Annotated in this window: 27 protein-coding genes; 15 read left to right on the plus strand and 12 right to left on the minus strand. The window is 65.8% G+C overall.

What is annotated here, in order from left to right; genetic code table 11:
- Positions 1 to 10: 10 nt before the first annotated feature.
- Positions 11 to 442 carry a phasin family protein gene (locus FXN65_RS25900; RefSeq protein WP_151137834.1) on the minus strand — a complete coding sequence of 144 codons (432 nt, stop codon included), beginning with the start codon at positions 440 to 442 and terminating at the stop codon, positions 11 to 13.
- 165 nt (positions 443 to 607) lie between these two features.
- Complete coding sequence (locus FXN65_RS25905; protein WP_151137837.1) at positions 608 to 883, minus strand: polyhydroxyalkanoic acid system family protein; 276 nt, start codon at positions 881 to 883, stop codon at positions 608 to 610.
- Positions 884 to 1,026: 143 nt separating this feature from the next.
- On the opposite strand from FXN65_RS25905, the gene ubiE reads away from it, so the two are divergent.
- From ubiE to FXN65_RS25960, 11 genes are all read left to right on the plus strand, one after another.
- Positions 1,027 to 1,797, plus strand: coding sequence for a bifunctional demethylmenaquinone methyltransferase/2-methoxy-6-polyprenyl-1,4-benzoquinol methylase UbiE (gene ubiE, locus FXN65_RS25910; RefSeq protein WP_151137839.1), 771 nt, complete (start codon positions 1,027 to 1,029; stop codon positions 1,795 to 1,797).
- The gene (locus FXN65_RS25915; RefSeq protein ID WP_151137842.1) at positions 1,797 to 2,414 is read left to right on the plus strand and encodes a ubiquinone biosynthesis accessory factor UbiJ; all 618 of its coding nucleotides are present in this window, start codon (positions 1,797 to 1,799) and stop codon (positions 2,412 to 2,414) included. The genes ubiE and FXN65_RS25915 overlap by 1 nt, the downstream gene beginning before the upstream one ends.
- Positions 2,411 to 4,003: a ubiquinone biosynthesis regulatory protein kinase UbiB gene (ubiB, locus tag FXN65_RS25920; RefSeq protein ID WP_151137844.1), complete on the plus strand. Its 1,593-nt coding sequence runs from the start codon at positions 2,411 to 2,413 to the stop codon at positions 4,001 to 4,003. The genes FXN65_RS25915 and ubiB overlap by 4 nt, the downstream gene beginning before the upstream one ends.
- Positions 4,004 to 4,081: 78 nt before the next feature.
- Positions 4,082 to 4,483, plus strand: coding sequence for a phosphoribosyl-AMP cyclohydrolase (gene hisI / locus FXN65_RS25925; RefSeq protein ID WP_151137847.1), 402 nt, complete (start codon positions 4,082 to 4,084; stop codon positions 4,481 to 4,483).
- The gene (locus FXN65_RS25930) at positions 4,476 to 4,811 is read left to right on the plus strand and encodes a phosphoribosyl-ATP diphosphatase (protein ID WP_151137849.1); all 336 of its coding nucleotides are present in this window, start codon (positions 4,476 to 4,478) and stop codon (positions 4,809 to 4,811) included. The genes hisI and FXN65_RS25930 overlap by 8 nt, the downstream gene beginning before the upstream one ends.
- A 25-nt stretch (positions 4,812 to 4,836) precedes the next feature.
- A complete protein-coding gene (locus FXN65_RS25935) occupies positions 4,837 to 5,094 on the plus strand; it encodes a twin-arginine translocase TatA/TatE family subunit (RefSeq protein WP_151137852.1) in 258 nt (85 codons plus the stop codon).
- 6 nt (positions 5,095 to 5,100) lie between these two features.
- Entirely contained in the window at positions 5,101 to 5,607 is a 507-nt protein-coding gene (gene tatB, locus FXN65_RS25940; protein WP_151137854.1) for a Sec-independent protein translocase protein TatB, read from the plus strand.
- Entirely contained in the window at positions 5,604 to 6,398 is a 795-nt protein-coding gene (gene tatC / locus FXN65_RS25945; RefSeq protein ID WP_151137856.1) for a twin-arginine translocase subunit TatC, read from the plus strand. Before tatB ends, tatC begins: the two co-directional genes overlap by 4 nt.
- Positions 6,395 to 7,102, plus strand: a complete 708-nt coding sequence (locus FXN65_RS25950; RefSeq protein ID WP_151137859.1) for a 16S rRNA (uracil(1498)-N(3))-methyltransferase — start codon at positions 6,395 to 6,397, stop codon at positions 7,100 to 7,102. The genes tatC and FXN65_RS25950 overlap by 4 nt, the downstream gene beginning before the upstream one ends.
- 96 nt (positions 7,103 to 7,198) lie before the next feature.
- Positions 7,199 to 9,118 (plus strand): methyl-accepting chemotaxis protein, encoded by a 1,920-nt coding sequence (locus FXN65_RS25955; protein WP_151137862.1) that lies wholly within the window; start codon positions 7,199 to 7,201, stop codon positions 9,116 to 9,118.
- 59 nt (positions 9,119 to 9,177) lie between these two features.
- Positions 9,178 to 9,600: a UPF0158 family protein gene (locus tag FXN65_RS25960; protein WP_151138975.1), complete on the plus strand. Its 423-nt coding sequence runs from the start codon at positions 9,178 to 9,180 to the stop codon at positions 9,598 to 9,600.
- A 219-nt stretch (positions 9,601 to 9,819) separates the two neighbouring features.
- Here FXN65_RS25960 and FXN65_RS25965 read toward each other — a convergent pair whose 3' ends face one another.
- The 5 genes from FXN65_RS25965 to pip form a co-directional block, all read right to left on the minus strand.
- On the minus strand, positions 9,820 to 10,554 hold the full coding sequence (locus FXN65_RS25965; protein ID WP_151137863.1) for an amino acid ABC transporter ATP-binding protein: 735 nt from the start codon (positions 10,552 to 10,554) through the stop codon (positions 9,820 to 9,822).
- Positions 10,547 to 11,509 (minus strand): amino acid ABC transporter permease, encoded by a 963-nt coding sequence (locus tag FXN65_RS25970; RefSeq protein WP_151137866.1) that lies wholly within the window; start codon positions 11,507 to 11,509, stop codon positions 10,547 to 10,549. The genes FXN65_RS25965 and FXN65_RS25970 overlap by 8 nt, the downstream gene beginning before the upstream one ends.
- Positions 11,510 to 11,602: 93 nt before the next feature.
- Positions 11,603 to 12,394, minus strand: coding sequence for a transporter substrate-binding domain-containing protein (locus FXN65_RS25975; protein ID WP_151137868.1), 792 nt, complete (start codon positions 12,392 to 12,394; stop codon positions 11,603 to 11,605).
- A 202-nt stretch (positions 12,395 to 12,596) separates the two neighbouring features.
- Entirely contained in the window at positions 12,597 to 13,034 is a 438-nt protein-coding gene (gene dtd / locus FXN65_RS25980) for a D-aminoacyl-tRNA deacylase (RefSeq protein WP_151137871.1), read from the minus strand.
- Positions 13,034 to 14,008, minus strand: a complete 975-nt coding sequence (pip, locus tag FXN65_RS25985; protein ID WP_151137873.1) for a prolyl aminopeptidase — start codon at positions 14,006 to 14,008, stop codon at positions 13,034 to 13,036. Before pip ends, dtd begins: the two co-directional genes overlap by 1 nt.
- Before the next feature lie 93 nt (positions 14,009 to 14,101).
- On the opposite strand from pip, the gene FXN65_RS25990 reads away from it, so the two are divergent.
- The 4 genes from FXN65_RS25990 (at position 14,102) to FXN65_RS26005 (ending at position 17,490) form a co-directional block, all read left to right on the plus strand.
- Positions 14,102 to 14,533, plus strand: a complete 432-nt coding sequence (locus FXN65_RS25990; protein WP_151137876.1) for a hypothetical protein — start codon at positions 14,102 to 14,104, stop codon at positions 14,531 to 14,533.
- The gene (locus FXN65_RS25995) at positions 14,530 to 15,003 is read left to right on the plus strand and encodes an NUDIX domain-containing protein (protein ID WP_151137878.1); all 474 of its coding nucleotides are present in this window, start codon (positions 14,530 to 14,532) and stop codon (positions 15,001 to 15,003) included. The genes FXN65_RS25990 and FXN65_RS25995 overlap by 4 nt, the downstream gene beginning before the upstream one ends.
- Before the next feature lie 102 nt (positions 15,004 to 15,105).
- Positions 15,106 to 16,518, plus strand: coding sequence for an NAD(P)/FAD-dependent oxidoreductase (locus FXN65_RS26000; protein WP_151137881.1), 1,413 nt, complete (start codon positions 15,106 to 15,108; stop codon positions 16,516 to 16,518).
- Between the two features lie 15 nt (positions 16,519 to 16,533).
- The gene (locus FXN65_RS26005; RefSeq protein WP_151137884.1) at positions 16,534 to 17,490 is read left to right on the plus strand and encodes an alpha/beta fold hydrolase; all 957 of its coding nucleotides are present in this window, start codon (positions 16,534 to 16,536) and stop codon (positions 17,488 to 17,490) included.
- 36 nt (positions 17,491 to 17,526) lie between these two features.
- Here the strand turns inward: FXN65_RS26005 and hutG are convergent, their stop codons facing one another.
- The 5 genes from hutG to FXN65_RS26030 are packed head-to-tail and all read right to left on the minus strand — an operon-like array spanning position 17,527 to position 22,751.
- Positions 17,527 to 18,330 (minus strand): N-formylglutamate deformylase, encoded by an 804-nt coding sequence (gene hutG / locus FXN65_RS26010; protein ID WP_151137887.1) that lies wholly within the window; start codon positions 18,328 to 18,330, stop codon positions 17,527 to 17,529.
- Complete coding sequence (gene hutI / locus FXN65_RS26015) at positions 18,323 to 19,531, minus strand: imidazolonepropionase (RefSeq protein WP_151137889.1); 1,209 nt, start codon at positions 19,529 to 19,531, stop codon at positions 18,323 to 18,325. Before hutI ends, hutG begins: the two co-directional genes overlap by 8 nt.
- Positions 19,528 to 21,060: a histidine ammonia-lyase gene (hutH, locus tag FXN65_RS26020; protein ID WP_151137892.1), complete on the minus strand. Its 1,533-nt coding sequence runs from the start codon at positions 21,058 to 21,060 to the stop codon at positions 19,528 to 19,530. Before hutH ends, hutI begins: the two co-directional genes overlap by 4 nt.
- A 12-nt stretch (positions 21,061 to 21,072) precedes the next feature.
- Positions 21,073 to 21,903: a quaternary amine ABC transporter ATP-binding protein gene (locus FXN65_RS26025; RefSeq protein ID WP_151137894.1), complete on the minus strand. Its 831-nt coding sequence runs from the start codon at positions 21,901 to 21,903 to the stop codon at positions 21,073 to 21,075.
- Positions 21,900 to 22,751 carry an ABC transporter permease gene (locus FXN65_RS26030; RefSeq protein WP_151137897.1) on the minus strand — a complete coding sequence of 284 codons (852 nt, stop codon included), beginning with the start codon at positions 22,749 to 22,751 and terminating at the stop codon, positions 21,900 to 21,902. Before FXN65_RS26030 ends, FXN65_RS26025 begins: the two co-directional genes overlap by 4 nt.
- Between the last annotated feature and the right edge of the window lie 4 nt (positions 22,752 to 22,755).

The following is a 22,755-nucleotide window of genomic DNA, read 5'->3' on the forward strand; positions in this document are numbered from 1 at the left end:
CCTGCTCTCCTTATTTGGTTCGCGCGACGTGCTCGAGCAACGCGCTCAGCTCATCAAGCTTAGCAGAGAGTGCCTCAACGTCCTGCCGCGAGGGAATACCGATGCGATTGAGCGCGCTGGCCACACGGTTGTCGAAAGCCTTCTCGATCTTGTCGAACTGAACTTCGACCTTTTCCTTCACGCCGCTAACGCTGTTCTTGACGCTGTCGAACTGGCTGTTGGCGGCTTCGACCTGCTCGTCCACCAGCTTCTTGCCCTGCTTCTCAACGCCTTCGCCGGCCTTCACCAGCTCCTTGAAGTAATCGACGCCTTCGGCACCGGCCTTGGCGTAGGCACCCAGGCCAGCCAGCCAGATCTTGCGGGCATAGAGCTTCACGTCGGCAATGACGGTGGACTTGCTTTCGGCTTTCTCGACTTTCTTCTTGACGGCTACTTTGGCCATGGTGCACCTCACGCTGAAAGGTAGATGACTCGTCCTTTTTCAGGACTTGTGCGCAAGGTAGCGAGGAAAATTAGAAACCGCATACTAGCCGCGAGGCGGGCTGTCCGGGCTGGGTAGCAGTGGGGGCGAATCCATTCGCGAAGCGGCCCTGTGGAACAGGCTGGCTCAGGCCAGGTATTCGTCCAGCGCCCTCTCGATCTCGCGCTTGATGCTGCCGCTCATGGTCGAGAGCAGCAGGCCCAGCTTGACCTCGACACGCACCTTGGCGTCACTCACCTCGATCGAACCATCAGCGCCGCTGCGCTTGAACTCCAGGGTGTCGCCACGCCACTGGTAACGCACGTCGTACTCGCGCGCCAGGCGCTGCGCCAGCTTCTCGGCTTTGTCCCGGACGGCTTCAAGACCGAGGGCATGGGGACGTTCGACTTGGATGCGCGACATGGGTGTTTCCTGAACTGCGGCCTTTGGTCGCGCGACTATACCAGCCAGCACGCGCCCTGGCCGCCCCCCGCAGCACCCGCTCGCCAAGACAAAGCCGGGCGCCGGCATTAGAATGGCCGCCATTCAATTCCGGTGGCATCGACATGAACGACCCGCGCAAAGGCAACGACGCCGAACCCACGACCCACTTCGGTTACCAGCAGGTCCCCGAAAGCCAGAAGGCCGACAAGGTCGCCGAGGTATTCCACTCGGTTGCGGCCAAGTACGACCTGATGAACGACCTGATGTCCGGTGGCGTCCACCGCCTGTGGAAGCGTTTCACCATCGAGCTGTCCGGCGTGCGTCCGGGCAACCGTGTGCTGGACATCGCTGGCGGCACCGGCGACCTCACCCGCCAGTTCTCGCGCCTGGTGGGCGTGACCGGCGAAGTGGTGCTGGCGGACATCAACGCCTCGATGCTCAAGGTGGGCCGCGACAAGCTGCTGGACAGCGGCGTGGCCGGCAACGTCAGCTTCGTCCAGGCCGACGCCGAGAAGCTGCCCTTCCCCGACAATCACTTCGACGTGGTCACCATCGCCTTCGGCCTGCGCAACGTCACCCACAAGGACGAAGCCATTCGTTCCATGCTGCGGGTGCTCAAGCCGGGCGGCCGGCTGTTGGTGCTGGAGTTCTCCAAACCCACCAGCGGCCTGCTGTCCAAGGCCTATGACGCCTACTCCTTCAGCCTCCTGCCGCTGATGGGCAAGCTGATCACCAACGACGCCGACAGCTACCGCTACCTGGCCGAGTCGATCCGCATGCACCCGGACCAGGAGACTCTCAAGGCGATGATGTCCGAAGCCGGCTTCGAACGCGTCACTTACCACAACATGACCGGCGGCATCGTCGCCCTGCATCGCGGCATCAAGCCCTGATGCTGACCCAGGCGCTGCTGGCCGGTATCGAGCTCGGCCTGAACCGGGTGCTGGCCCTGGACAGCACCGCGTTGCCGCGCATGTCCGCACTGGAAGGCAGCGTCATCGAGGTGGACTGCCAGAGCCCGGCTCTGACCCTGTTCCTGCTCCCCGGCGGTGATGGCCTGAAGCTCTCCGCCCACTGGTCCGCCCCCGCCGACTGCTGCCTGCGGGCACCCGCCAGCAGCCTGCTGAAGCTGGCCACCACGCGGGAGAAAACCGCTGTCCTGCACAGCCCGGCAGTCTCTCTGGAAGGCGACAGCGCCGTATTGCTCGAACTGGCAGCCATCCTCCAGGACCTCGAGCTGGACTGGGAATACGAGCTGTCGCGCTGGCTCGGCCCGGTCGGCACCCAACTGCTCGCCGGCCACCTGAAGAGCCGCGCCAGCTGGGCCGGACAGGGGCTGGACAACCTGCGGCAGAACTTCGCCGACTACCTGGCCGAAGAGTCGCGCACCCTGGTGGGTCGCCGCGAAGCCGACGCGCGCTTCGCCGAACTGGACCGCCTCAAGCTCGCCCTCGACCGCCTCGATGCCCGCGTCGAGCGCCTGAACCAGAGAACCAAGCCCAACGCATGAAGCTGCTCGCCGCCCGCCGCCTGTTGCGCATCCAGCAGGTCGTCATCCGCTACCGCCTCGATGACCTGCTGCTCGAACTGCCGCTGCCCTGGTGGCTGCGCACGCTGAGCTACGCCCTGCCCTGGCGCTGGCTGCCACGCAGGGAACTGCCGCTATCCCGCGGTGCGCGCCTGCGCCTGGCGCTGGAAGACCTTGGCCCGATCTTCATCAAGTTCGGCCAACTGCTCTCCACTCGCCGCGACCTGATGCCACCCGACATCGCCGACGAACTGGCCCGACTGCAGGACCAGGTACCACCGTTCGCGCCGGAAAAGGCCGTCGCGCGTATCGAGGAACAACTGGGGGCCAAGGTCAGCGAGGTGTTCGCCCGCTTCGACGTCGAGCCGCTGGCCTCGGCCTCGGTGGCCCAGGTCCACGCTGCCCAGCTCAAGAGCGGCGAGGAAGTGGTGGTGAAGGTGATCCGCCCCAACCTGCGGCCGATCATCCGCCAGGACCTCGCCTGGCTGTTCCTCCTCGCCCGCCTGGCCGAACGCGTGTCCGCCGACGCCCGACGCCTGCGCCCGGTGGAAGTGGTGGACGACTACGAGAAGACCATCTACGACGAGCTCGACCTGCTGCGCGAGGCGGCCAACGCCAGCCAGCTGCGACGCAACTTCGACGGCTCGCCGCTGCTCTACGTCCCCCAGGTCTACTGGGACTGGTGCCGTCCCAAGGTGCTGGTGATGGAACGCATCTACGGCATCCCGGTGACTGACCTCGCCACCCTTGCCGACCAGCGCACCGACATGAAGCTGCTGGCCGAGCGTGGCGTGGAAATCTTCTTCACCCAGGTGTTCCGCGACAGCTTCTTCCACGCCGACATGCACCCCGGCAACATCTTCGTGGCCACCCGCCAGCCCTGGAACCCGCAGTACATTGCCATCGACTGCGGAATCATCGGCAGCCTCACCCCCGAGGACCAGAACTACCTCGCCCGCAACCTGATCGCCTTCTTCAAGCGCGACTACCGCCGCGTGGCCCAGTTGCACATCGATTCCGGCTGGGTGCCGGCGGAAACCAAGGTCAACGATTTCGAAGCGGCCATCCGCACCGTCTGCGAACCCATCTTCGAGAAGCCGCTGAAGGACATCTCCTTCGGCCAGTTGCTGCTGCGCCTGTTCCAGACCGCCCGCCGCTTCAACATGGAAGTCCAGCCGCAGCTCGTGCTGCTGCAGAAGACCCTGCTGAACATCGAAGGCCTGGGCCGCCAGCTCTACCCGGACCTGGACCTCTGGACCACCGCCCAGCCATTCCTCGAACGCTGGATGCGCGAGCGCGTCAGCCCTCTGCAGCTGCTACGCAACCTGCAGCAGCAGGCCGAGCAGGTGCCGCACCTGTCGCAGATCGCCCGCGACACCCTGGAACGCCTGGCCAAGCCCGCCAGCGCGCCGCAGAAAATCGAGCAGCCGGCAAGCGTCCAGTGGCCGGCCCGCCTGCTCGGTGCGCTGCTGGTGGCCGGCGCCGCGACCCAGGGCCTGGCGCCCACCACCGAAACCTGGCCGAGCTGGCTGATGCTGGCCGGCGGTCTATATCTGGTGCTGCGCCGATAGCCAGCCCGGAGCGGCACTGGCACACTATTTCGATTCGAGTGCCGGTCCTGCAGGGCCGGCCCAGTTGTGGATGACACGATGAAAGACTGGCTGGAAGAGATTCACTGGAACGCCGAAGGCCTGGTGCCGGCGATCGCCCAGGACCACAAGACGGGCCGCGTGCTGATGATGGCCTGGATGAACCGCGAAGCCCTCGCCCTCACCGTTGCCGAGAACCGCGCCATCTACTGGTCACGCTCCCGTGCCAAGCTCTGGCGCAAAGGCGAGGAATCCGGCCATGTGCAGCAGCTCCACGAACTGCGCCTGGACTGCGACGCCGACGTCGTCATCCTGCTGGTCGAACAGCTGGGCGGCATCGCCTGCCATACTGGGCGCGAAAGCTGCTTCTACCGCGTCTACGAGAATGGCGGCTGGAAGACCGTCGACCCCGTGCTCAAGGACCCGCATGCCATCTACGCCGCAGGACACAGCCATGAGTGATACTCTCGCCCGCCTGGCCGAGGTGCTCGAAGAGCGCAAGAACTCCGCGCCCGACAGTTCCTACGTCGCCAGCCTGTACCACAAGGGCCTGAACAAGATCCTGGAGAAGGTCGGGGAAGAAGCGGTGGAAACCATACTCGCCGCCAAGGATGCCGCCACGAGCGGCGATGCCAGCGACCTGATCTACGAAACCGCCGACCTCTGGTTCCACAGCCTGGTCATGCTCGCCGCCCTCGGCCAGCACCCCCAGGCCGTACTCGATGAACTGGACCGTCGCTTTGGCCTGTCCGGGCACGCCGAAAAGGCCGCCCGCCAGCCATCCGCCTGACAAAGACAATCAAGAGGAACACACCATGGGCATCTTCGACTGGAAACACTGGCTGGTCATTCTCATCGTCGTCGTGCTGGTCTTCGGCACCAAGCGCCTGAAGAACCTCGGCTCCGACGTCGGCGAGGCCATCAAGGGCTTCCGCAAGGCCATGAACACCGAGGAAGCCGACAAGGCCCCCGAGCAGACCACCGCCCAGCAATCCGGCACCCCGCTGAACCAGCCGCACACCATCGACGGCCAGGCGCAGCAAGTGCAGGACCCGGTGACCCGCAAGGACTGATGCCCCATGTTCGGTATCAGCTTCGGTGAACTGCTGCTGATCGGCCTGATCGCCCTCCTGGTGCTCGGGCCTGAACGGCTGCCTGGCGCGGCGCGCACAGCCGGCCTGTGGATTGGCCGTCTCAAGCGCAGCTTCAACGCGATCAAGACCGAGGTCGAGCGCGAGATCGGCGCCGACGAGATCCGCCGCCAGCTGCATAACGAACACATCATGGCGCTGGAGAAGCAGATCAAGGAGAGCATCGTGCCTCCGACAGTCGAATCCCTGCTGTCCGATTCCGAGTCTGAAAGCGCTGCACCGGCCGCTGCGCCCGCGAACCAGGCACCCGCCAGTCAGGCAGCTCCCGCTGTTCCCCCAGTGCCGGCACAGGCCACCGCAGCCACCGCGCCCGCTCAGAACCCAACCGCCCAACCCGCGCCCGCCCAGTCGCCCGCCTCCGCGGCGGCTACCCCGGCAGCGCCGGCTGCGCCCCAGGCCCCCGTCGAACCGCAACAGCCGTCCCGCATCCCATGAGCGACCAGAAGCCGGAACAAGACCAGGAAATGCCCCTGGTCTCGCACCTCACCGAACTGCGCACACGCCTGTTGCGCTGCGTGGCGGCGATCTTCCTGATCTTCGCTGGCCTGTTCTACTTCGCGCAGAAGATCTACACCCTGGTCTCGGCGCCCCTGCGCCAGTACCTGCCGGAAGGCGCGACCATGATCGCCACCGACGTGGCCTCGCCCTTCCTCACCCCGTTCAAGCTGACCATGGTGGTGGCGCTGTTCCTCGCCATGCCGGTGATCCTGCACCAGGTCTGGGGCTTCATCGCTCCCGGCCTGTACAAGCACGAAAAGCGCATCGCCCTGCCGCTGCTGGTATCGAGCATCGTGCTGTTCTACGCCGGCATGGCCTTCGCCTACTTCCTGGTGTTCCCGCTGATCTTCCACTTCTTCGCCAGCGTGACGCCCGAAGGCGTGTCGATGATGACCGACATCACCAGCTACCTCGATTTCGTGATGACGCTGTTCTTCGCCTTCGGTGTCGCCTTCGAGATCCCCGTGGCGGTGGTGCTGCTGATCTGGATCGGCGTGGTCGACGTCGCCTACCTCAAGCGCATCCGTCCCTACGTGATCATCGGCTGCTTCGTGGTGGGCATGATCCTCACCCCGCCGGACATCTTCTCCCAGACCCTGCTGGCCGTGCCCATGTGGCTGCTGTTCGAGGTCGGCGTGTTCTTCGGTGGCCTGATCCGCAAGCGCGGCGACCATCCGGAAGACGACACCCAAGAGCCCGGCGACCAGCCGCCCGCTACCCGCCCGTGAACCTGCTCCTTCTCGAAGACGCCGACTTCATCGCGGCGGACCGCGTGCGCCTGGAAGGCCGGCGCCTCAGGCACCTGCATGAAGTCCATCGCGCCGAGGAAGGCGACAGCCTGCGGGTCGGCCGCCTCGGCGGCCAGATGGGCCAGGGACGCCTGCTCAGTCTCGAAGCTGCCTGCGCCGAGCTGGAAGTGAGCTTCGACCAGCCACCGCCAGCCAAGCTGCCCCTCACCCTGCTGCTGGCCCTGCCAAGGCCGAAGATGCTCCGCCGTGTGTTCCAGACGGTGGCCGCCATGGGCGTGCCGCGCCTGGTGCTGTTGAACAGCTACCGCGTGGAAAAAAGCTTCTGGCAAACCCCCTTCCTCGAACCTGCGGCGATTCGCGAGCAGTTGATCCTGGGCCTTGAACAGGCGCGGGATACCGTCCTGCCTGACGTGGTCATCGAAAAGCGCTTCAAGCCATTCGTCGAGGACCGCCTGCCGCAGCTCGCCGCGGGCACCCTGGGGCTGGTGGGCCACCCCGGCAACCATCCGCCCTGCCCACGCGCGGTGAACGAGCCCATCACCCTGGCCATCGGCCCGGAAGGCGGCTGGATTCCCTACGAAGTGGAAAAGCTGCAGGAAGCCGGCCTGCAGCCCGTGCAACTCGGCGAACGCATCCTGCGTGTGGAAACGGCGGTCACCGCCCTGCTCGCCCGGCTGTTCTGAGACGACGAAGCGACTTCAAGCGTGCGACTTCCCTGCCGATAGCAGGGGTATTCGTGGCGGCTCATCGCCCGCCATGCTCGCAAAGGAGTGCTCCGCATGCTTCGCTGGTTCAGCAACATCAGCGTCAACCTCAAGCTGGCCACAGGCTTCGGCCTGGTCCTGCTGCTGACCGTCCTGATCACCCTCACCGGCTGGCTCGCGCTCAGCAGCACCATCGAACGCGGTGAAAAGTTGAGCGAAAGCGCAAGCTTGAGCGAACTGACCAAGGATCTGCGCATCAACCGCATGCAGTTCCAGATCAAGCAGGACCCGGCCGTCGCCGCTGCGGTGAACGACAGCCTCAAGGCACTGGAAGACCTTGGCAGCCACCTCTCCGGCGTCCTTCTCGACCCCCAGGACCGCACCCTCGTCGCCGAGCAGGGCAGTGCCACCCGCGATTACCAGAGCGCCTTTGCACAGCTCGTCCAGGCCTACCAGGCCCGCGAGGCGGCGCGCGCCAGGCTGGGCGAAAGTGCCGACCAGGCGGTGGCGGTGATCGACCAGATCGAACAGCGCATCCTCGACGACATCACCCTCGACGACAGCGCCCGCCTCGCGCAGTACCGCACCCTCGTCCAGCTCCGCCTGTCCGTGCAGCAGGCCCGTTTCCAGGTGCGCGGCTACACCTTCAGCAGCGACCCGAACCTGGAAGAAGCCGCCCTGAAGGCGGTGGACAGTGCGCTCGCCGCAGTGGCCAGGCTCGGCGAGACCATCGGCAGCGACGACGCGGACCTGGGCAAGGTCGGCGTCTCGCTGAAGGCCTACCGCACAGCGATCGTCGAATTCCGCAGCGCCACCGACAGCACCGGCACCCACCTGGAAACCATGCGCGGCCTGGGCGAAAAGCTCATGCAGGTCAGTAGCTCGCTGGTCGAACGGCAGACCGACAAGCGCAACCACGAAACCGGCACCACCCGCAGCCTGCTGCTGACGACCCTGCTTCTGGCGCTGCTCATCGGCATTGGTGCCGCGCTGGTCATCACCCGGCAGATCGTCCGCCCCCTGCAGCGCACCCTGGGCGCTGCAGAGCGCATCGCCGCCGGCGACCTCAGCGAAGACCTGCATGCGGACCGCAACGACGAACTCGGCCAACTGCAGGGCAGCATGCAGCGCATGACCCTGAACCTGCGCCAGCTGATCGGCCAGATTCGCGACGGCGTCATCCAGATCGCCAGCGCGGCCGAACAGCTCTCGGCGGTCACCGGGCAGACCAGCGCCGGGGTCAACAACCAGAAAGTGGAAACCGACCAGGTCGCCACCGCCATGAACGAGATGGCCGCCACCGTGCAGGAAGTCGCGCGTAACGCCGAACAGGCCTCCGAAGCGGCCAGCGCAGCCGATCGCCAGGCGAAGGAAGGCGAGACCGCGGTCAACGATGCCGTCGCCCAGATGGACCGGCTGGCCGCCGAGGTAGGCCGTTCCAACGACGCCGTCGACCGCCTCAAGCAGGAGAGCGAGAAGATCGGCAGCGTGCTCGATGTGATCAAGTCGGTGGCCGAGCAGACCAACCTGCTGGCCCTCAACGCCGCCATCGAGGCCGCCCGTGCGGGCGAGGCCGGGCGCGGCTTCGCCGTGGTGGCCGACGAAGTACGGGGCCTTGCGCAGCGCACGCAACAGTCCACCAAAGAAATCGAGGAACTGATCGACGGCCTGCAGAACGGCACCCAGCGGGCCGCGAGCCTGATGGACACCAGCCGCAGCCTGACCGACAGCACCGTCGAACTGACCCGCCGCGCCGGGCGACGACTCAGCGCCATCGCCCAGGCGGTTTCCACCATCCAGGCGATGAACCAGCAGATCGCGGCGGCCGCCGAGCAGCAGGGCGCGGTTGCCGACGAGATCAACCGCAGCGTGGTCAACGTGCGCGACATTTCCGAGCAGACCGCGTCCGCCAGCGAGGAGACCGCCGCCTCCAGCAGCGAACTGGCGCGCCTGGGCAACGAATTGCAGGCGACCGTCAGCCGCTTCCGCATCTGACAATCCACAGGGCTTGGAGGTAGGATCCGGTCATGCCTCCTGCCTTCGAGTGCCCCACCATGCGCCCGTTGACCATCGACCTCGACCAGATCGCCTTCGCCCTCAACACCGAGGGACTCGATCACTACCTCGACCTGCTCAGCGGCAAGGTCCTGCTGATTCCCGAAGAAGACGCCGATCCCGAACTGGAGACCCTGTTGCGCGAAGAGCCGGAGCGTTTCCTGCTGGTGGAGCCGCTGGGCCAGGGCGACGAACTGCGGCTGATGCAGGAGTTTCTCGTTGAGGTGGTCCACCCCCACGCCTATTCAGCCCTGGAACAGGCCCTGGCGGGCCGCAAACCCGCCCGCAGCTTCCGCCACGTGCTGATGGAGTACCCGGTGCTGCTGGAGACCTGGCACCAGTTCGAAGCCGCCCGGCTGCGCGAACTGGCCCAGGACTGGCTGGAAGAGAACGAACTGCAGCTGGCGAAGCCGCTGCACTGAGTCCTGTGGGGGCGATTTCAATCGCTTGGCAGGCCGAAGGCGTGCCCTTCGAGCCTGCAGCGGGCAGCGGGCAGCGGGCAGCGTTACTGCCCTTAGCGAAGAAATTCGCCCCCACAAGAACGGATCAGTCAGCAGTTTCACCGGCCCGCGTCGGGCTTCGCTCAGCCACAACCCACAAGTGCCAAGCCAAGGGCCGCGCAGCGGCCCCAAAGAGTCAGATCAGAGCACCTGCCGCAGGAAGCTCTGCGCGCGCGGGTCCTGGGGCTTGTCGAAGAACTGCGCGGGTGGTGCGTCTTCCAGCAGTTTGCCGTGATCGAAGAACAGCACCCGGTCGGCCACTTCACGCGCAAAGCCCATTTCGTGGGTCACGCAGACCATGGTCATGCCTTCCTGGGCGAGCTGTTTCATCACGTCCAGCACTTCGCCGACCATTTCCGGGTCCAGCGCCGAGGTGGGCTCGTCGAACAGCATCACCTTGGGTTCCATGCACAGGGCGCGGGCGATGGCCACGCGCTGCTGCTGGCCGCCGGACAGGCGCGAAGGGTATTCGTTGGCCTTCTGCGCGATGCCGACCTTGGCCAGCAGCGCCTGGGCCTTGGCCTCGCGCTCGGCCTTGCCGCGCTTGCGGACGATCTTCTGCGCCAGGCAGAGATTCTCCAGCACGGTCATGTGCGGGAACAGGTTGAAGTGCTGGAACACCATGCCCACCTCGCGGCGGTAGGCGTTCACATCGGTCTTCGGATCGGCGAGGTCGACGCCGTCGATGCTCACCGAACCGGAGTCCAGCTCCTCAAGGCCGTTCAGGCAACGCAGGAAGGTGGACTTGCCGGAGCCCGAGGGACCGATCACCACCACCACTTCGCCACGTTTGACCTGCGTGGAGACGTTATCCACAGCCCGCACTTCATGGCCGCGGGCATCGAAGACTTTCACCAGATTGCGGACTTCAATCACTTTTCCCGAGCCTCCGTTCCAGACGGCTGGCGATTTGCGACAGCGGCAGGTTGATGACGAGGTAGAGCGCGGCGACGCAGAACCAGATTTCGAAGGTGGAGAAGGAAGTCGTGATCGCCTCGCGGCCGCTCTTGGTCAGCTCGGTGATGGCGATCACCGAGACCAGCGAGGTGTCCTTGACCAGGCTGATGAACTGCCCGGCCAGCGGCGGCAGCACACGCTTGAAGGCCTGCGGCAGGATCACGTGGCGCATGGACTGGCCAGCGGTCAGGCCCAGGGAGCGCGCCGCCTCGTTCTGGCCACGGGCGATGGACTGCACACCCGCGCGGACGATCTCGCCGACGTAGGCGCCGGTGAACAGCGCCAGCGCCGCCACCCCGGCGAACTCGCGGGACAGGTTCAGGACGGTGCCGATGAAGAAGTAGAAGATGAAGATCTGTACCAGCAGCGGCGTACCACGCACCAGCTCGACGTAGACGGTGGACAGGTCGCGCAGCGTGGGGTTGCCGGACAGACGGCAGAGGCCGGTGAACAGGCCGATCACCAGGCCGAATGCACCGGACACCACGGATATCCACAGGGTGGTCCAGAGGCCCCAGAGCAGCGGTCCGGCAGCCCAGTGGCGGGTCACGCCGATCTGGTCGCCTTCGGAAACGTCATCGCCCTGGCTCACCTGCAGGCTGTCACGGGCCACTTCCAGCACCTGTTCCCCGCCCCCCTCTGCGGTCAGGGTCACGCGGGCATGGTCGCCGGCATCGGCGATGGCGCTGACGGTGCCGTAATCGGCGGCGCGCTGGCTTTCCTCCGCCTGATAGGCGAAGTACTGGGGCACGCGGTTCCAGCGCCATTCATAGGAAATCAGCGAAGTGGAGTACCAGAGTCCCCAGCCCATCACGACCAGGATCAGACCGGTCAGGATGTGCCAGGGCCAGGTGCGGCGATGTTTTCTAGTCACGGTAAATCTCGCTCATGGCGGGGAACAAAAGGCAGGCCCGGCCTTGTGGGCCGGGCCTGTCGCAACCAACGCGGCCCTGAGGCCAGCGCGGGCTCATTCCATCTCTTTCAGCCAGTCGGTCTTCTTGAACCACTTGGCGTGGATGCGCTCGTAGGTACCGTCGTTGCGGATCTGGTGCATCCAGTTGTTGATCCAGTTCAGGCTGTCGTAGTCACCCTTCTTCAGGCCGAAGGCCAGGGGCTCGAAGGTGAAGGGCTCTTCCAGGAACACCAGCTTGCCGGCGCCGGCCTTGTTCACCGCCACCACGTTGTACGGGGCGTCGTAGATGAAGGCGTCGGCCTTGCCGTTGACCACGTCCATCACCGCTTCCTGCTCGTTGTCGAAGCCGTGGTACTGGGCCTTGGCGATCAGCTTCTTGGCGACCATTTCGCCGGTGGTGCCGATCTTGGAGGTGATGCGGTATTTGCCGTCGTTCAGGTCCTTGTAGGACTTGATCTCGCCTTGCAGTTCCTTGCGGATCAGCAGGGTCTGGCCAACCACGATGAAGGGTTCGGAGAAGTTGATGCGCAGGTTGCGCTCCTGGGTCAGGGTCATGCCGGAACCGATCATGTCGAACTTGTCGGTCAGCAGGGCCGGGATGATGCCGTCGTAGCTGGTGGACACCAGCTCCAGCTTCACGCCCATGGCCTTGGACATGGCTTTGAGCAGGTCGACTTCGAAGCCGATGATCTCACCGCGCTTGTTGGTCATTTCAAAGGGCATGTAGGTCGGGTCCATGCCGACGCGCAGGGTGCCGCGCTTGACTGCATCATCGACCATGCCGGCGTGGGCCAGCCCGGTCAGGGCGCTGGCGGCGAACAGCAGAGAGGCGAGAAGCTTTTTCATTCTTTCTCCTAATGGGGCGGCCCGTTGAAAAACGTTAACGAGGCAGTCGAGGCGACGCCTCGGCAACGCAGGTAGCGTTCCAACAGCCTGCCAATGGGGCAGATCGTTGTTGTTGTCCAGCCCACGAACGACGGGGCATGGCGCGCATGCTAAACCGCATCTCCGTGGATGGCGAGTCGCAAGAAGCAGATATCGGGCCAGCTCAGCTTTCGAGCAGGAAAGTGACCGGCCCGTCGTTGACCAGATGCACCTGCATGTTGGCGCCGAAGCGGCCGGTGGCCACCTGCGGATGCTTGAGACGGGCCTGTTCCACCAGGTAGTCGAACAGCTCCTCGCCACGCGCCGGAGACGCGGCGGTGGAGAAGCTCGGGCGCAGGCCGCTCCTGGTATCGGCGGCCAGGGTGAACTGGGAGACCAGCAGCAGGCCGCCGCCGACGGCGCCCAGGGACAGGTTCATCTTGCCCTCGGCATCGGCGAAGACCCGGTAGTTGACCAGCTTGTGCAGCAGCTTGTCGGCACTGGCCTCGGTGTCCTGGGGCTCCACGCCCACCAGCACCAGCAGGCCCTGGTCGATAGCGCCGACCACCTCGCCTTCCACTTCGACACGGGCAGCGCTGACCCGTTGCAGCAGTGCCTTCATCAGGCGTCTTCCTCGGGCGGCAGCTCCAGCAGGCGGCGAGCCATCTGGTTGGACGCGCGCACCAGGGCGTCGGTGATGCCGGCCTCGGCGGCCGCGTGGCCGGCGTCCCGGACGATCTGCAGCTCGCTGTTCGGCCAGGTCTTGTGCAGGGCCCAGGCGTTGTCCAGCGGGCAGATGGCGTCATAGCGGCCATGCACGATCACACCCGGCAGGTGGGCGATGCGCGGCATGTCGCGGAGCAACTGGTTGGGTTCGAGGAAGGCGTTGTTGACGAAGTAGTGGCACTCGATGCGGGCGATGGACAGGGCGCGCATCGGCTCGCTGAAGCGCTCCACCACCGGCGCGCTCGGCCGCAGCGTAGCTGTGCGGCCCTCCCAGGTGGACCAGGCCTTGGCCGCATGCATCTGGGCAATCTGGTCAGGGCCGGTCAGGCGCTTGTAGAAGGCCTGCATCAGGTCGCCATGTTCCTCGGCCGGGATCGGCGCCAGGTAATCCTCCCAGTAGTCCGGGAACATCCGGCTGCAGCCTTGCTGGTAGAACCAGTGGAAGTCCTCCGGGCGGCACAGGAAGATGCCCCGCAGGATCAGCCCGAGCACGCGCTCCGGGTGCGCCTGCGCATAGGCCAGGGACAGGGTGGAACCCCAGGAACCGCCGAACAGCACCCACTTGTCGATCCCAAGATGCTGGCGGATGCGTTCCAGGTCGGCCACCAGGTCCCAGGTGGTGTTCTTTTCCAGGCTCGCATGGGGCGTGGAACGGCCGCAGCCGCGCTGGTCGAAGGTGACGATGCGGTACAGGTTCGGATCGAAGAAGCGCCGGCTCATGGCGTCGCAGCCGGCCCCCGGGCCGCCGTGGATGAACACCACCGGCAAGCCTTCCGGCGTACCGCTCTCGTCCACGTAGAGCACGTGCGGCGCATCCACCGCCAACTCGTGCCGGGCGTAGGGTTTTATCTCCGGATACAAAGTCTGCATTCTGGGCTCCCGAAACTGTGCGTAAGGTCGACCCCTGGGCGAGTCCGGCCTTCTAATCTGCCGGGCATCATAACGAGGAAAAAGGAGTTCAGCATGCTACTCAGGAAGATCGCGCTGCCGACGCTCTGCGTTCTGGCAATCCTAGCCGGTTGTGGCCGGAACGACCCGGCTGCGGAGCTGGATGCGGCGGTGCAACAGCTGCAGGACAACCTCGAAGCGAAGAAGACCGCCGCGGTGCTGGAACAGCTGCATCCGCAGTTCATCGCCCAGCAACAGAACGACCGCGACTGGGCCAAACGCACCATGACCCTGCTGTTCATGCGCCACAAGAACGTCAGCGTGCTCGCCCTCGGCAAGGCCAACCGCCTCGACCCGACCTATCGCGAAAAGGGCTACACCGACGCCCAGGTCGCCCTCACCGGCGCCGAGGGGCTGATCCCCGACAGCGCCCGTCACTACGGGGTGAAGCTGGAATGGTGGCTGGACGATGGCGAATGGAAACTCGCCCGGCTGGACTGGCAATGAGCACGCCACTCACCCATCGCATCCGCGCCGCCGGCCTGCTGGTGCGTGATGGCCGCATCCTGCTGGTCAGGCACGAGGTGGGCGAGGACACCTACTGGATACCGCCGGGTGGCGGCTTCGAATCGGTCAAAGACGAATCCACCCGCGACACCGTGCGCCGCGAGTTCATGGAGGAGACGGGACTTGCGGTGGACGTCGGCCCGCTGGTCTACGTCCGCGAATTCGCCGAACCGGCCATGGGCCGCTTCCACATGGAGCTGTTCTACCGGATCGACGCCTGGCGCGGCGAACTCAGCCTGGCCAACCTGAGCGGACTCGGAGGCGATGAGTTCGACATCAAGGAACTGGCCTGGATCAGCCGCGACGAGCTGGCCGCCCTGCCCTTCTATCCGGCCGAGCTGCTGGATGATGTGTGGGAGCGGGTCGCCGCCGAGGAAGTGGTGATTCGCCACCTCGGCCTGCAGCGCTAGAGCCCTTGGCTATCGTCGCAATCAGCTCTTGATCTGGAGTGCCGGGTTCACGGGACTAGCCTTGGGAGGTTGGGGGCTTCAACTTTCGCGAGGACAGTCGCCATGCACCCGGACCTGTTGGAAACCGACTATCTGGTGATCGGCGCCGGCGCTGCGGCGATGGCCTTCGTCGACACCCTGCTCAGCGAATCCGACGCCACTGTGCTGATGGTGGACCGCCACGCCCAACCCGGCGGCCACTGGAACGATGCCTATCCCTTCGTGCGACTGCACCAGCCCTCGGCCTGCTACGGGGTCAACTCCCGCGAACTCGGCAGTGGCAGGAAGGACGCTTCCGCACTGGGCAATGGCCTGTACGAACTGGCTTCCGGCACAGAGATTCTCAGCTACTACGAGCAGGTGATGAATCAGCAGTTCCTGCGTTCGGGGCGCGTGCGCTACTACCCCATGTGCGACTACATCGGTGACCGCACGTCCGACCATCGCTTCGTCTCCCTGCTCAGTGGCCGGGAATACCGGGTGCAGGTGCGGCGAAAACTGGTGGATGCCACTCACGCCCGGACCCAGGTGCCTTCCACCCACCCCCCGAAATACCGGGTCGCCAGTGGGGTGGCTTGCGTGCCCCCCAATGACCTGCCGCGAATCGGCCAGCCGTGCCCGGCCTACGTGGTGGTTGGCTCGGGCAAGACCGGCATCGATACTTGCGTGTGGTTGCTGCAGAACGGCGTGGCGCCGGAGTCTATCTACTGGATCATGCCCAAGGATGCCTGGCTGGTGGACCGCGCAAACATTCAGCCCGGCCTGGAGTATTTCGAACAGGTGGTCCAGAGCGTCGCGGCACAGTACGACGCCATCGCCGACGCCACGTCCCTGCCCGACCTGTTCGACCGGCTGGAGCAGTCTGGCCAGCTCCTGCGCATCGACCCTGCCGTCACACCGACGGCCTATCGCGGGGCGACCGTATCGCAAGCAGAACTGGGCGCCCTGCGCGGCATTCGCCACAAGGTGCGCCTGGGCCATGTGCAAGCGATCGCGCCGGGACGAATCGAGCTCGAGCGGGGCACCCTCGACGTACCCACCGGCGCCTTGCATGTGGACTGCAGCGCAAGGGGCCTCGACGGCTGGGACCCGGTGCGGGTATTCGACGCCGAACGGATCAACCTGACCCTGGTCAGCAACAACCAGCCGGTCTTTTCCGCAGCGCTGATCGCTTATATCGAATGCCACTTGGCGGACAACCACGAGAAGAACGCCTATTGCGAACCGGTTCCCACGCCCCGGTTACCCGAAGACTGGATCAGGATCTGGGCGAGCTACATGAACAACTTCGTGCGCTGGCGCGCTGATCCGGGATTGACCCAGTGGCTGGGGAAATCACGCCTGTTTCTGATGACCACCGTCGTGCGCGATCTGCGCCCGGAGGACACGGAACGACATGCCCTGCTCCATAAGCTGGCGAATGCCCGACAGCGGGGGGTGGAAAACCTGCCGCGGCTGATGGCAATGCTCACCTGAGCACCGGACGCGAACATGACCAATCCGCACCTGGAAACCCTCAGCGTCAATGGCATTCGCATGCGGATCGCCATGCAGGGTGCCGGGCCACTCGTGCTGCTGTGCCATGGGTTTCCGGAGCTCTGGTACTCCTGGCGGCACCAGATCGAGGCGCTCTCGAGCGCCGGATTCCGGGTCGTCGCCCCGGACATGCGCGGCTACGGCGGGACCGACGCGCCGCTGCAGGTGGAGGCTTACACCCGGCTGCATCTGATCGGGGACATGGTGGACCTGGTCCGGGTATTGGGGGAAAGACAGGCGGTGATTGCCGGCCATGACTGGGGGGCCATAGTGGCCTGGGGCGCTGCACTTACCAGACCGGACCTGTTTCACGCCGTCATCGGCATGAGCGTGCCCTTCGCGCCACCCGACCCCACGGATATCCTGAAAGCGCTGGAAGACCGAGGTATCCATGATCACTACCTGCAGTACTTCCAGGCTCCCGGCGTGGCGGAAGCCGAGTTGGAGCAGGATACCGAAGCCGCCATCAGGCGGTTGCTCCATTGCGGTTCCGGGGATTGGCACGGTGTGCCGGCCTTTGGCCGCCTCCCCGGGCAGGGCTTCCTCGACCACATGGAAGTACCCAGGCGGCTGCCGACCTGGCTAACCGAAGACGACATTTCGCACTACACGGGGGAGTTCCGCCGCACTGGTTTTCGCGGCGGACTGAACTGGTACCGGACCATGCGCCTCTCCGCTGAACTGATGGCACCCTGGCGCGGCTGCATCATCCGCCAGCCGTCGCTGTTCATGGCTGGAACCCGGGACTCGGTGCTCGGCTTTCCGGTGATTCCCCAGTTGATCGCCGCGTTCCCGAAAACGCTGCCCGGCCTGCGGGGGTGCCACCTGCTCAACGGCGCCGGGCACTGGGTTCAACAGGAGCGGCCGGAGGAGGTCAGCGCGCTGATGCTGGACTTCCTCCGCGCCCTCTGAGGCAACAGCACCGCTCGCCGTTGCCCGTCAGGGTGGTCAGCGGCCGTAGCGCTGTTGCCCCCAGGCCAGCATCGCCTGCAGCAAGCGAATCAGCACCGCCTGGGTCGGCACCGCGAGGTCTTCGCGATAGTCGAAGGGCACCTGCTCGTCCATGTAGGTGCATTGCGCCAGTTCCAGCTGCACGGCGTGGATATGCTGGTCGGGCTGGCCGTAGTGGCGGGTGATATGGCCACCCTTGAAGCGGCCATTGAGCACGTGGCTGTAGTCCTCCGCCTCGGCGCAAACCGCCACCAGGGCATCGGCCAGGCCCGGGTCGCAACTGGCGCCGGCGTTAGTGCCGAGATTGAAGTCCGGCAGGCGGCCATCGAACAGGCGGGGGACGAAGGAGCGGATGGAGTGGGCGTCGAACAGCATGGCGTAGCCGAACTCGGCCTTCATCCGCGCCAGCTCATCGCTGATGGTCTGGTGATAGGGAGTCCAGATGTCCGCGAGGTAGCGCGCCCGCTCCGCCGCCGAGGGTTCCTCGCCTTCGCGATAGAGCGGTTCGCCATCGAACAGGGTCGACGGGTACAGGCCGGTGGTGGCAGTGGCATAGAGCGGCTTGTCGTCGGCCGGGCGGTTGAGGTCGATGACATAGCGCGAATACTGCGCCGCCAGGGTGCTCGCCCCCAGTTCGGCGGCGAAATCGTAGAGGCGCGGAATGTGCCAGTCGGTATCGGTGAGGTCCCAGCCGGCTTCCACCATCCCGGCTTCCACCGCCGGGGTCAGCAGGGTGCCGGGATGCGGCATGCTGATCAGCAGCGGCACGCTGCCGCGGCTGAATGAGAGAACGTTATCCACAGTCGATCTCCTGTCCGTGTCGAATCACCCGCTTGGGCAGGTCGCCACCCAACCAGTAAGCGAGCTCCGCCGGGCGCTGGATGTCCCAGGCGATGAAGTCGGCCATCTTGCCCGCTTCCAGGCTGCCATGGCTGTCGGCCAGGCCCAGCGCCTTCGCGGCGTGCAATGTGGCACCGGCCAGCGCTTCTTCCGGGGTCAGGCGGAAGGAGGTGCAGGCCATGTTCAGCATCATCCGCAAGGAAAGCGCGGGCGAGGTGCCGGGGTTGAGGTCGGTGGACACCGCCATCGCCACGCCGTGCTTGCGCAGGGCATCGATGGGCGGCAGCTGGGTTTCCCGCAGCAGGAAGAAGGCGCCGGGCAGCAGCACGGCGACGGTGCCCGAGGCGGCCATGGCGATGGCGTCGTCCTCGGTCATGTATTCCAGATGATCCGCCGACAGCGCCTGATAGCGCGCCGCCAGGCTGGAGCCATGCAGGGACGACAGCTGCTCGGCATGCAGCTTCACCGGCAGGCCCAGCTCGCGGGCCGCCTTGAACACCTGTTCCACCTGGGCCGGGGAAAACGCCAGGTGCTCGCAGAAGGCATCCACCGCGTCCACCAACCCCTCATTGGCCAGGGCCGGCAGCATCTCGCGGCAGATGTGATCGATGTAGTCGTCGGCACGGCCGGCATATTCCGGCGGCAGGGCATGGGCGGCCAGGCAGGTGGCGCGCACGGTGACCGGCAGGGTCTCACCCAGTCGCCGGGCGACCCGCAGCATCTTGCGCTCGCTGGCCAGGTCCAGGCCGTAGCCGGACTTCACTTCCAGGGTGGTGACGCCGTCGCGCAGCAACTGGCGGACGCGGCGGGTGGCGCTTTCCAGCAGCTCGTCCTCGCTGGCCTCGCGGGTGGCGCGCACGGTGCTGGCGATGCCGCCGCCCTGGGCGGCGATCTCGGCGTAGCTGACGCCCTCCAGGCGCTGCTCGAACTCGCGGCTGCGGTCGCCGCCGAACACCAGGTGGGTATGGCAGTCGATCAGCCCCGGGGTGACCCAGGCGCCGTTGAGGTCGACGTCCACGTCATAGGGAATCGACGGCAGTTCGGCACGCGGCCCGATCCACTCGATGCGCCCGGCGTAGGTGAGCAGCACAGCGTCTTCGATGATCGAGTACTTGCCGCCTCGCATCGTGACGGCATGGCAGTTGTGCCAGAGGTGTTTCATTGCAGGCCTCCAATACGCGCGGTGATGCCGTCCAGCGCCGAGCGGTCAGCAAGCAGGTCGGCGGCACGGGCGATGTCCGGCGCCAGCCAGCGATCCTGGTCATAGGCCGGCACCCGCTCACGCAGGGCTTCCCAGGCGGCCCCGGTGCCCGCACCGAACCCCTTGGGCTTGTGGAATTCGAAGGCCTGGGCGGCCAACAGGTATTCGATGGCCAGGATGCGCCGGCAGTTCTCCACGGACCGGCCCAGCTTGAGCGCAGCACTGGTGCCGAGGCTGAGGTGATCTTCCTGCAGGCCGGAAGTGACGAAGTTATCCACAACGGCCGGCTGCGCCAGCTGGCGGTTCTCACCGGCCAGGGCGGCGGCGACGTACTGGGCGATCATCATTCCCGAGTTGACCCCGGGCTGGCTCACCAGGAAAGCCGGCAGGCCGCTTACCAGCGGATTCACCAGGCGATCCAGGCGCCGCTCGGCGATGCCGCCCAACTCGGCCACGGCGATGGCCAGCAGGTCCGCCGCCATGGCCACCGATTCGCCATGAGGGTTCGCCTGGGACACCACCTTGTAGTCGTCCGGCGTGCCCAGCAGCAGTGGGTTGTCGTTGGCCGAGGCCAGTTCGGTATCCACCTGTTTCGCGGCATGGGCCAGCTGGTCTCGGCAGGCGCCATGCACCTGCGGGATGGAGCGGATGCTCAGGGCGTCCTGGGTGCGGATGCCGCGGCTTTCAGCGATCACTTCGCTACCGGCCAGCAGGGCCAGCAGGTTGGCACCCACCGCCTGCACTCCGGGGTGCGGCTTGAGGGCGATGATGTCCGGGTCGAAGGCGGCGATCTGCCCGCGCAGGGCCTCGAAGCTCATGGCGCCGATCACGTCGGCCCAGCGCATCAGGCGCTCGGCGTCGTCCAGGGCGAGGCAGGTCAGGCCGGTCATGCAGGGCAGGCCGTTGACCAGGCAGAGCCCGTCCTTGGCGCCCAGTCGCACCGGTTCCAGGCCTTCGGCATCCAGGGCCTCGGCGGCGGGCACCACCTGGCCGCGATAACTCACCTCGCCAACGCCCAGCAATGCGATGCCGACATGGGCCATGTGGGTCAGGTAGCCCACCGACCCCTGGGACGGCACGCGCGGGGTGATGCCCCGATCCAGCAGCGCCAGGAGCGCTTCCACCACCTGCCGCTGCAGGCCGGAGCGGCCCTGGCTGTAGTTGGCGATGGCGCAGCAGATGATGGCTCGGGTCTGCTCATCGGCCAGCACCGGGCCGACGCCGCAGGCATGGCTGAGCAGGGTATTTCGCGACAACGCGGCGAACTGTTCGGCGCTCAGCACCACCTCGCTCAGGGCGCCGAGGCCGGTGCTGATGCCGTAGGCGCGCTCGCCACGGGCAACGATGCGCTCGACGATGCCTCGGGCATTGTCGATGCGCGCCCAGGCCGACGGCGTCAGCGCAAGGCGCGCGCCATGCCGGGCCACCGCCACCACCTGGCGCCAGGTCAGCGGCGAATCGCCCAGCAGGATTTTTTCGGGTAACGACATCTCGGCTGTCCCTTACAGATTGGCCACGCGGCGCTGCACGAAGCGGTCGACGTAGTCGTCCGCCGGCTGGTGGAGTATCTCCTTCGGCGTCCCCACCTGGATCAGCTGGCCGTCCTTGAGGATGGCGATGCGGTTGCCGATGCGTACGGCCTCGTCGAGGTCATGGGTGATGAACACGATGGTCTTCTGCAGGGTCTTCTGCAGCTCCAGCAGCTGTTCCTGCATGTCGGCACGGATCAGCGGGTCGAGGGCGCTGAAGGCTTCGTCCATGAGGATGATGTCGGTGTCCGCGGCCAGTGCCCGGGCCAGGCCGACGCGCTGGCGCATGCCGCCGGAAAGCTGGTGCGGGTAGGACTTCTCGTAACCCTTCAGGCCCACGGTGTTGATCCAGTGCTGGGCGCGCTCCAGGCAATGGGCCTTGTCCTCGCCGCGCACCTTGAGGCCGTAGGCGACGTTGTCGATCACCGTCTTGTGCGGCAGCAGGCCGAAGCTCTGGAACACCATGCTGATCTTCCTGCGGCGGAATTCACGCAGTTGTTCCATGTCGTAGCGCAGGATGTCCTCGCCATCCACCAGGATCTGTCCGCTGGTGGGGTCGATCAGGCGGTTGAAGTGGCGCACCAGGGTGGATTTGCCGGAACCGGACAGGCCCATGATCACGAAGATCTCGCCAGCGCCGATGGACAGCGACAGGTCGTTGACCCCGACCACGCAGCCGGTGTTGGCCAGTACGTCGGCCTTGCTCTTGCCTTGCTGGATCATTGCCAGGGCTTCATCAGCGCGTTGGCCGAAGATCTTGAATACGTTCTTGACGACGATCTTGCTCATGTTCTCGCCACTCATTTGCTGGCTGCGTGCCGCGAACGGCCGTACGCCTGGGTGATGCGGTCGAAGACCACGGCCAGGATGACGATGGCCAGGCCCGCTTCGAGGCCCTTGCCGACGTTGAGGGTCTGGATGCCCACCAGGACGTCTTCGCCAAGGCCACGGGCGCCGATCATGGAGGCGATCACCACCATCGACAGGGCCATCATGGTGGTCTGGTTGATACCGGCCATGATGCTCGGCAGGGCCAGCGGCAACTGCACGCCGAACAGCTGCTGCCAGCGATTGGCGCCGAAGGCGTTGATGGCTTCCATCACCTCTCCGTCAACCTGGCGGATGCCGAGGTCGGTCAGACGGATCAGCGGCGGCGCGGCATAGATCACGGTGGCGAAGATGGCCGGCACCTTGCCCAGGCCGAAGAGCATCAGCACCGGGATCAGGTACACGAAGCTGGGCATGGTCTGCATGATGTCCAGCAGAGGCATCAGCACTGCGCGCAGGCGGTCGCTGCGGGCCGCGAGAATGCCCAGCGGAATGCCGATCAGCACCGAGATGAAGGTGGCCACCAGCATCAGCGCGACGGTCTGCATCAGCTTGTCCCACAGGCCGACGGCGCCCACCAGGAACAAGAGGCCGGTGATCACCACCGTCGGCAGGATGCGCCGGGTGGCATGCCAGGCAATCCCGGCGACCACGATCAGCACCAGCCACCAGGGCGTGGCGCGCAGCAGGCCTTCGAGGTAGACGATGGCGTAGAGCAGGGTGTCGGAAATGTGACGGAACACGTCGCCGTAGTTGGTCACCAGGCTGTCGACCCAGCTGTTGACCCAATCGGCGATGGAGAAAGTGAAGCGTTCAGGGAACATGGCT

This window comes from Pseudomonas lalkuanensis, from assembly GCF_008807375.1.
Classification (GTDB): Bacteria; Pseudomonadota; Gammaproteobacteria; order Pseudomonadales; family Pseudomonadaceae; genus Metapseudomonas; species Metapseudomonas lalkuanensis.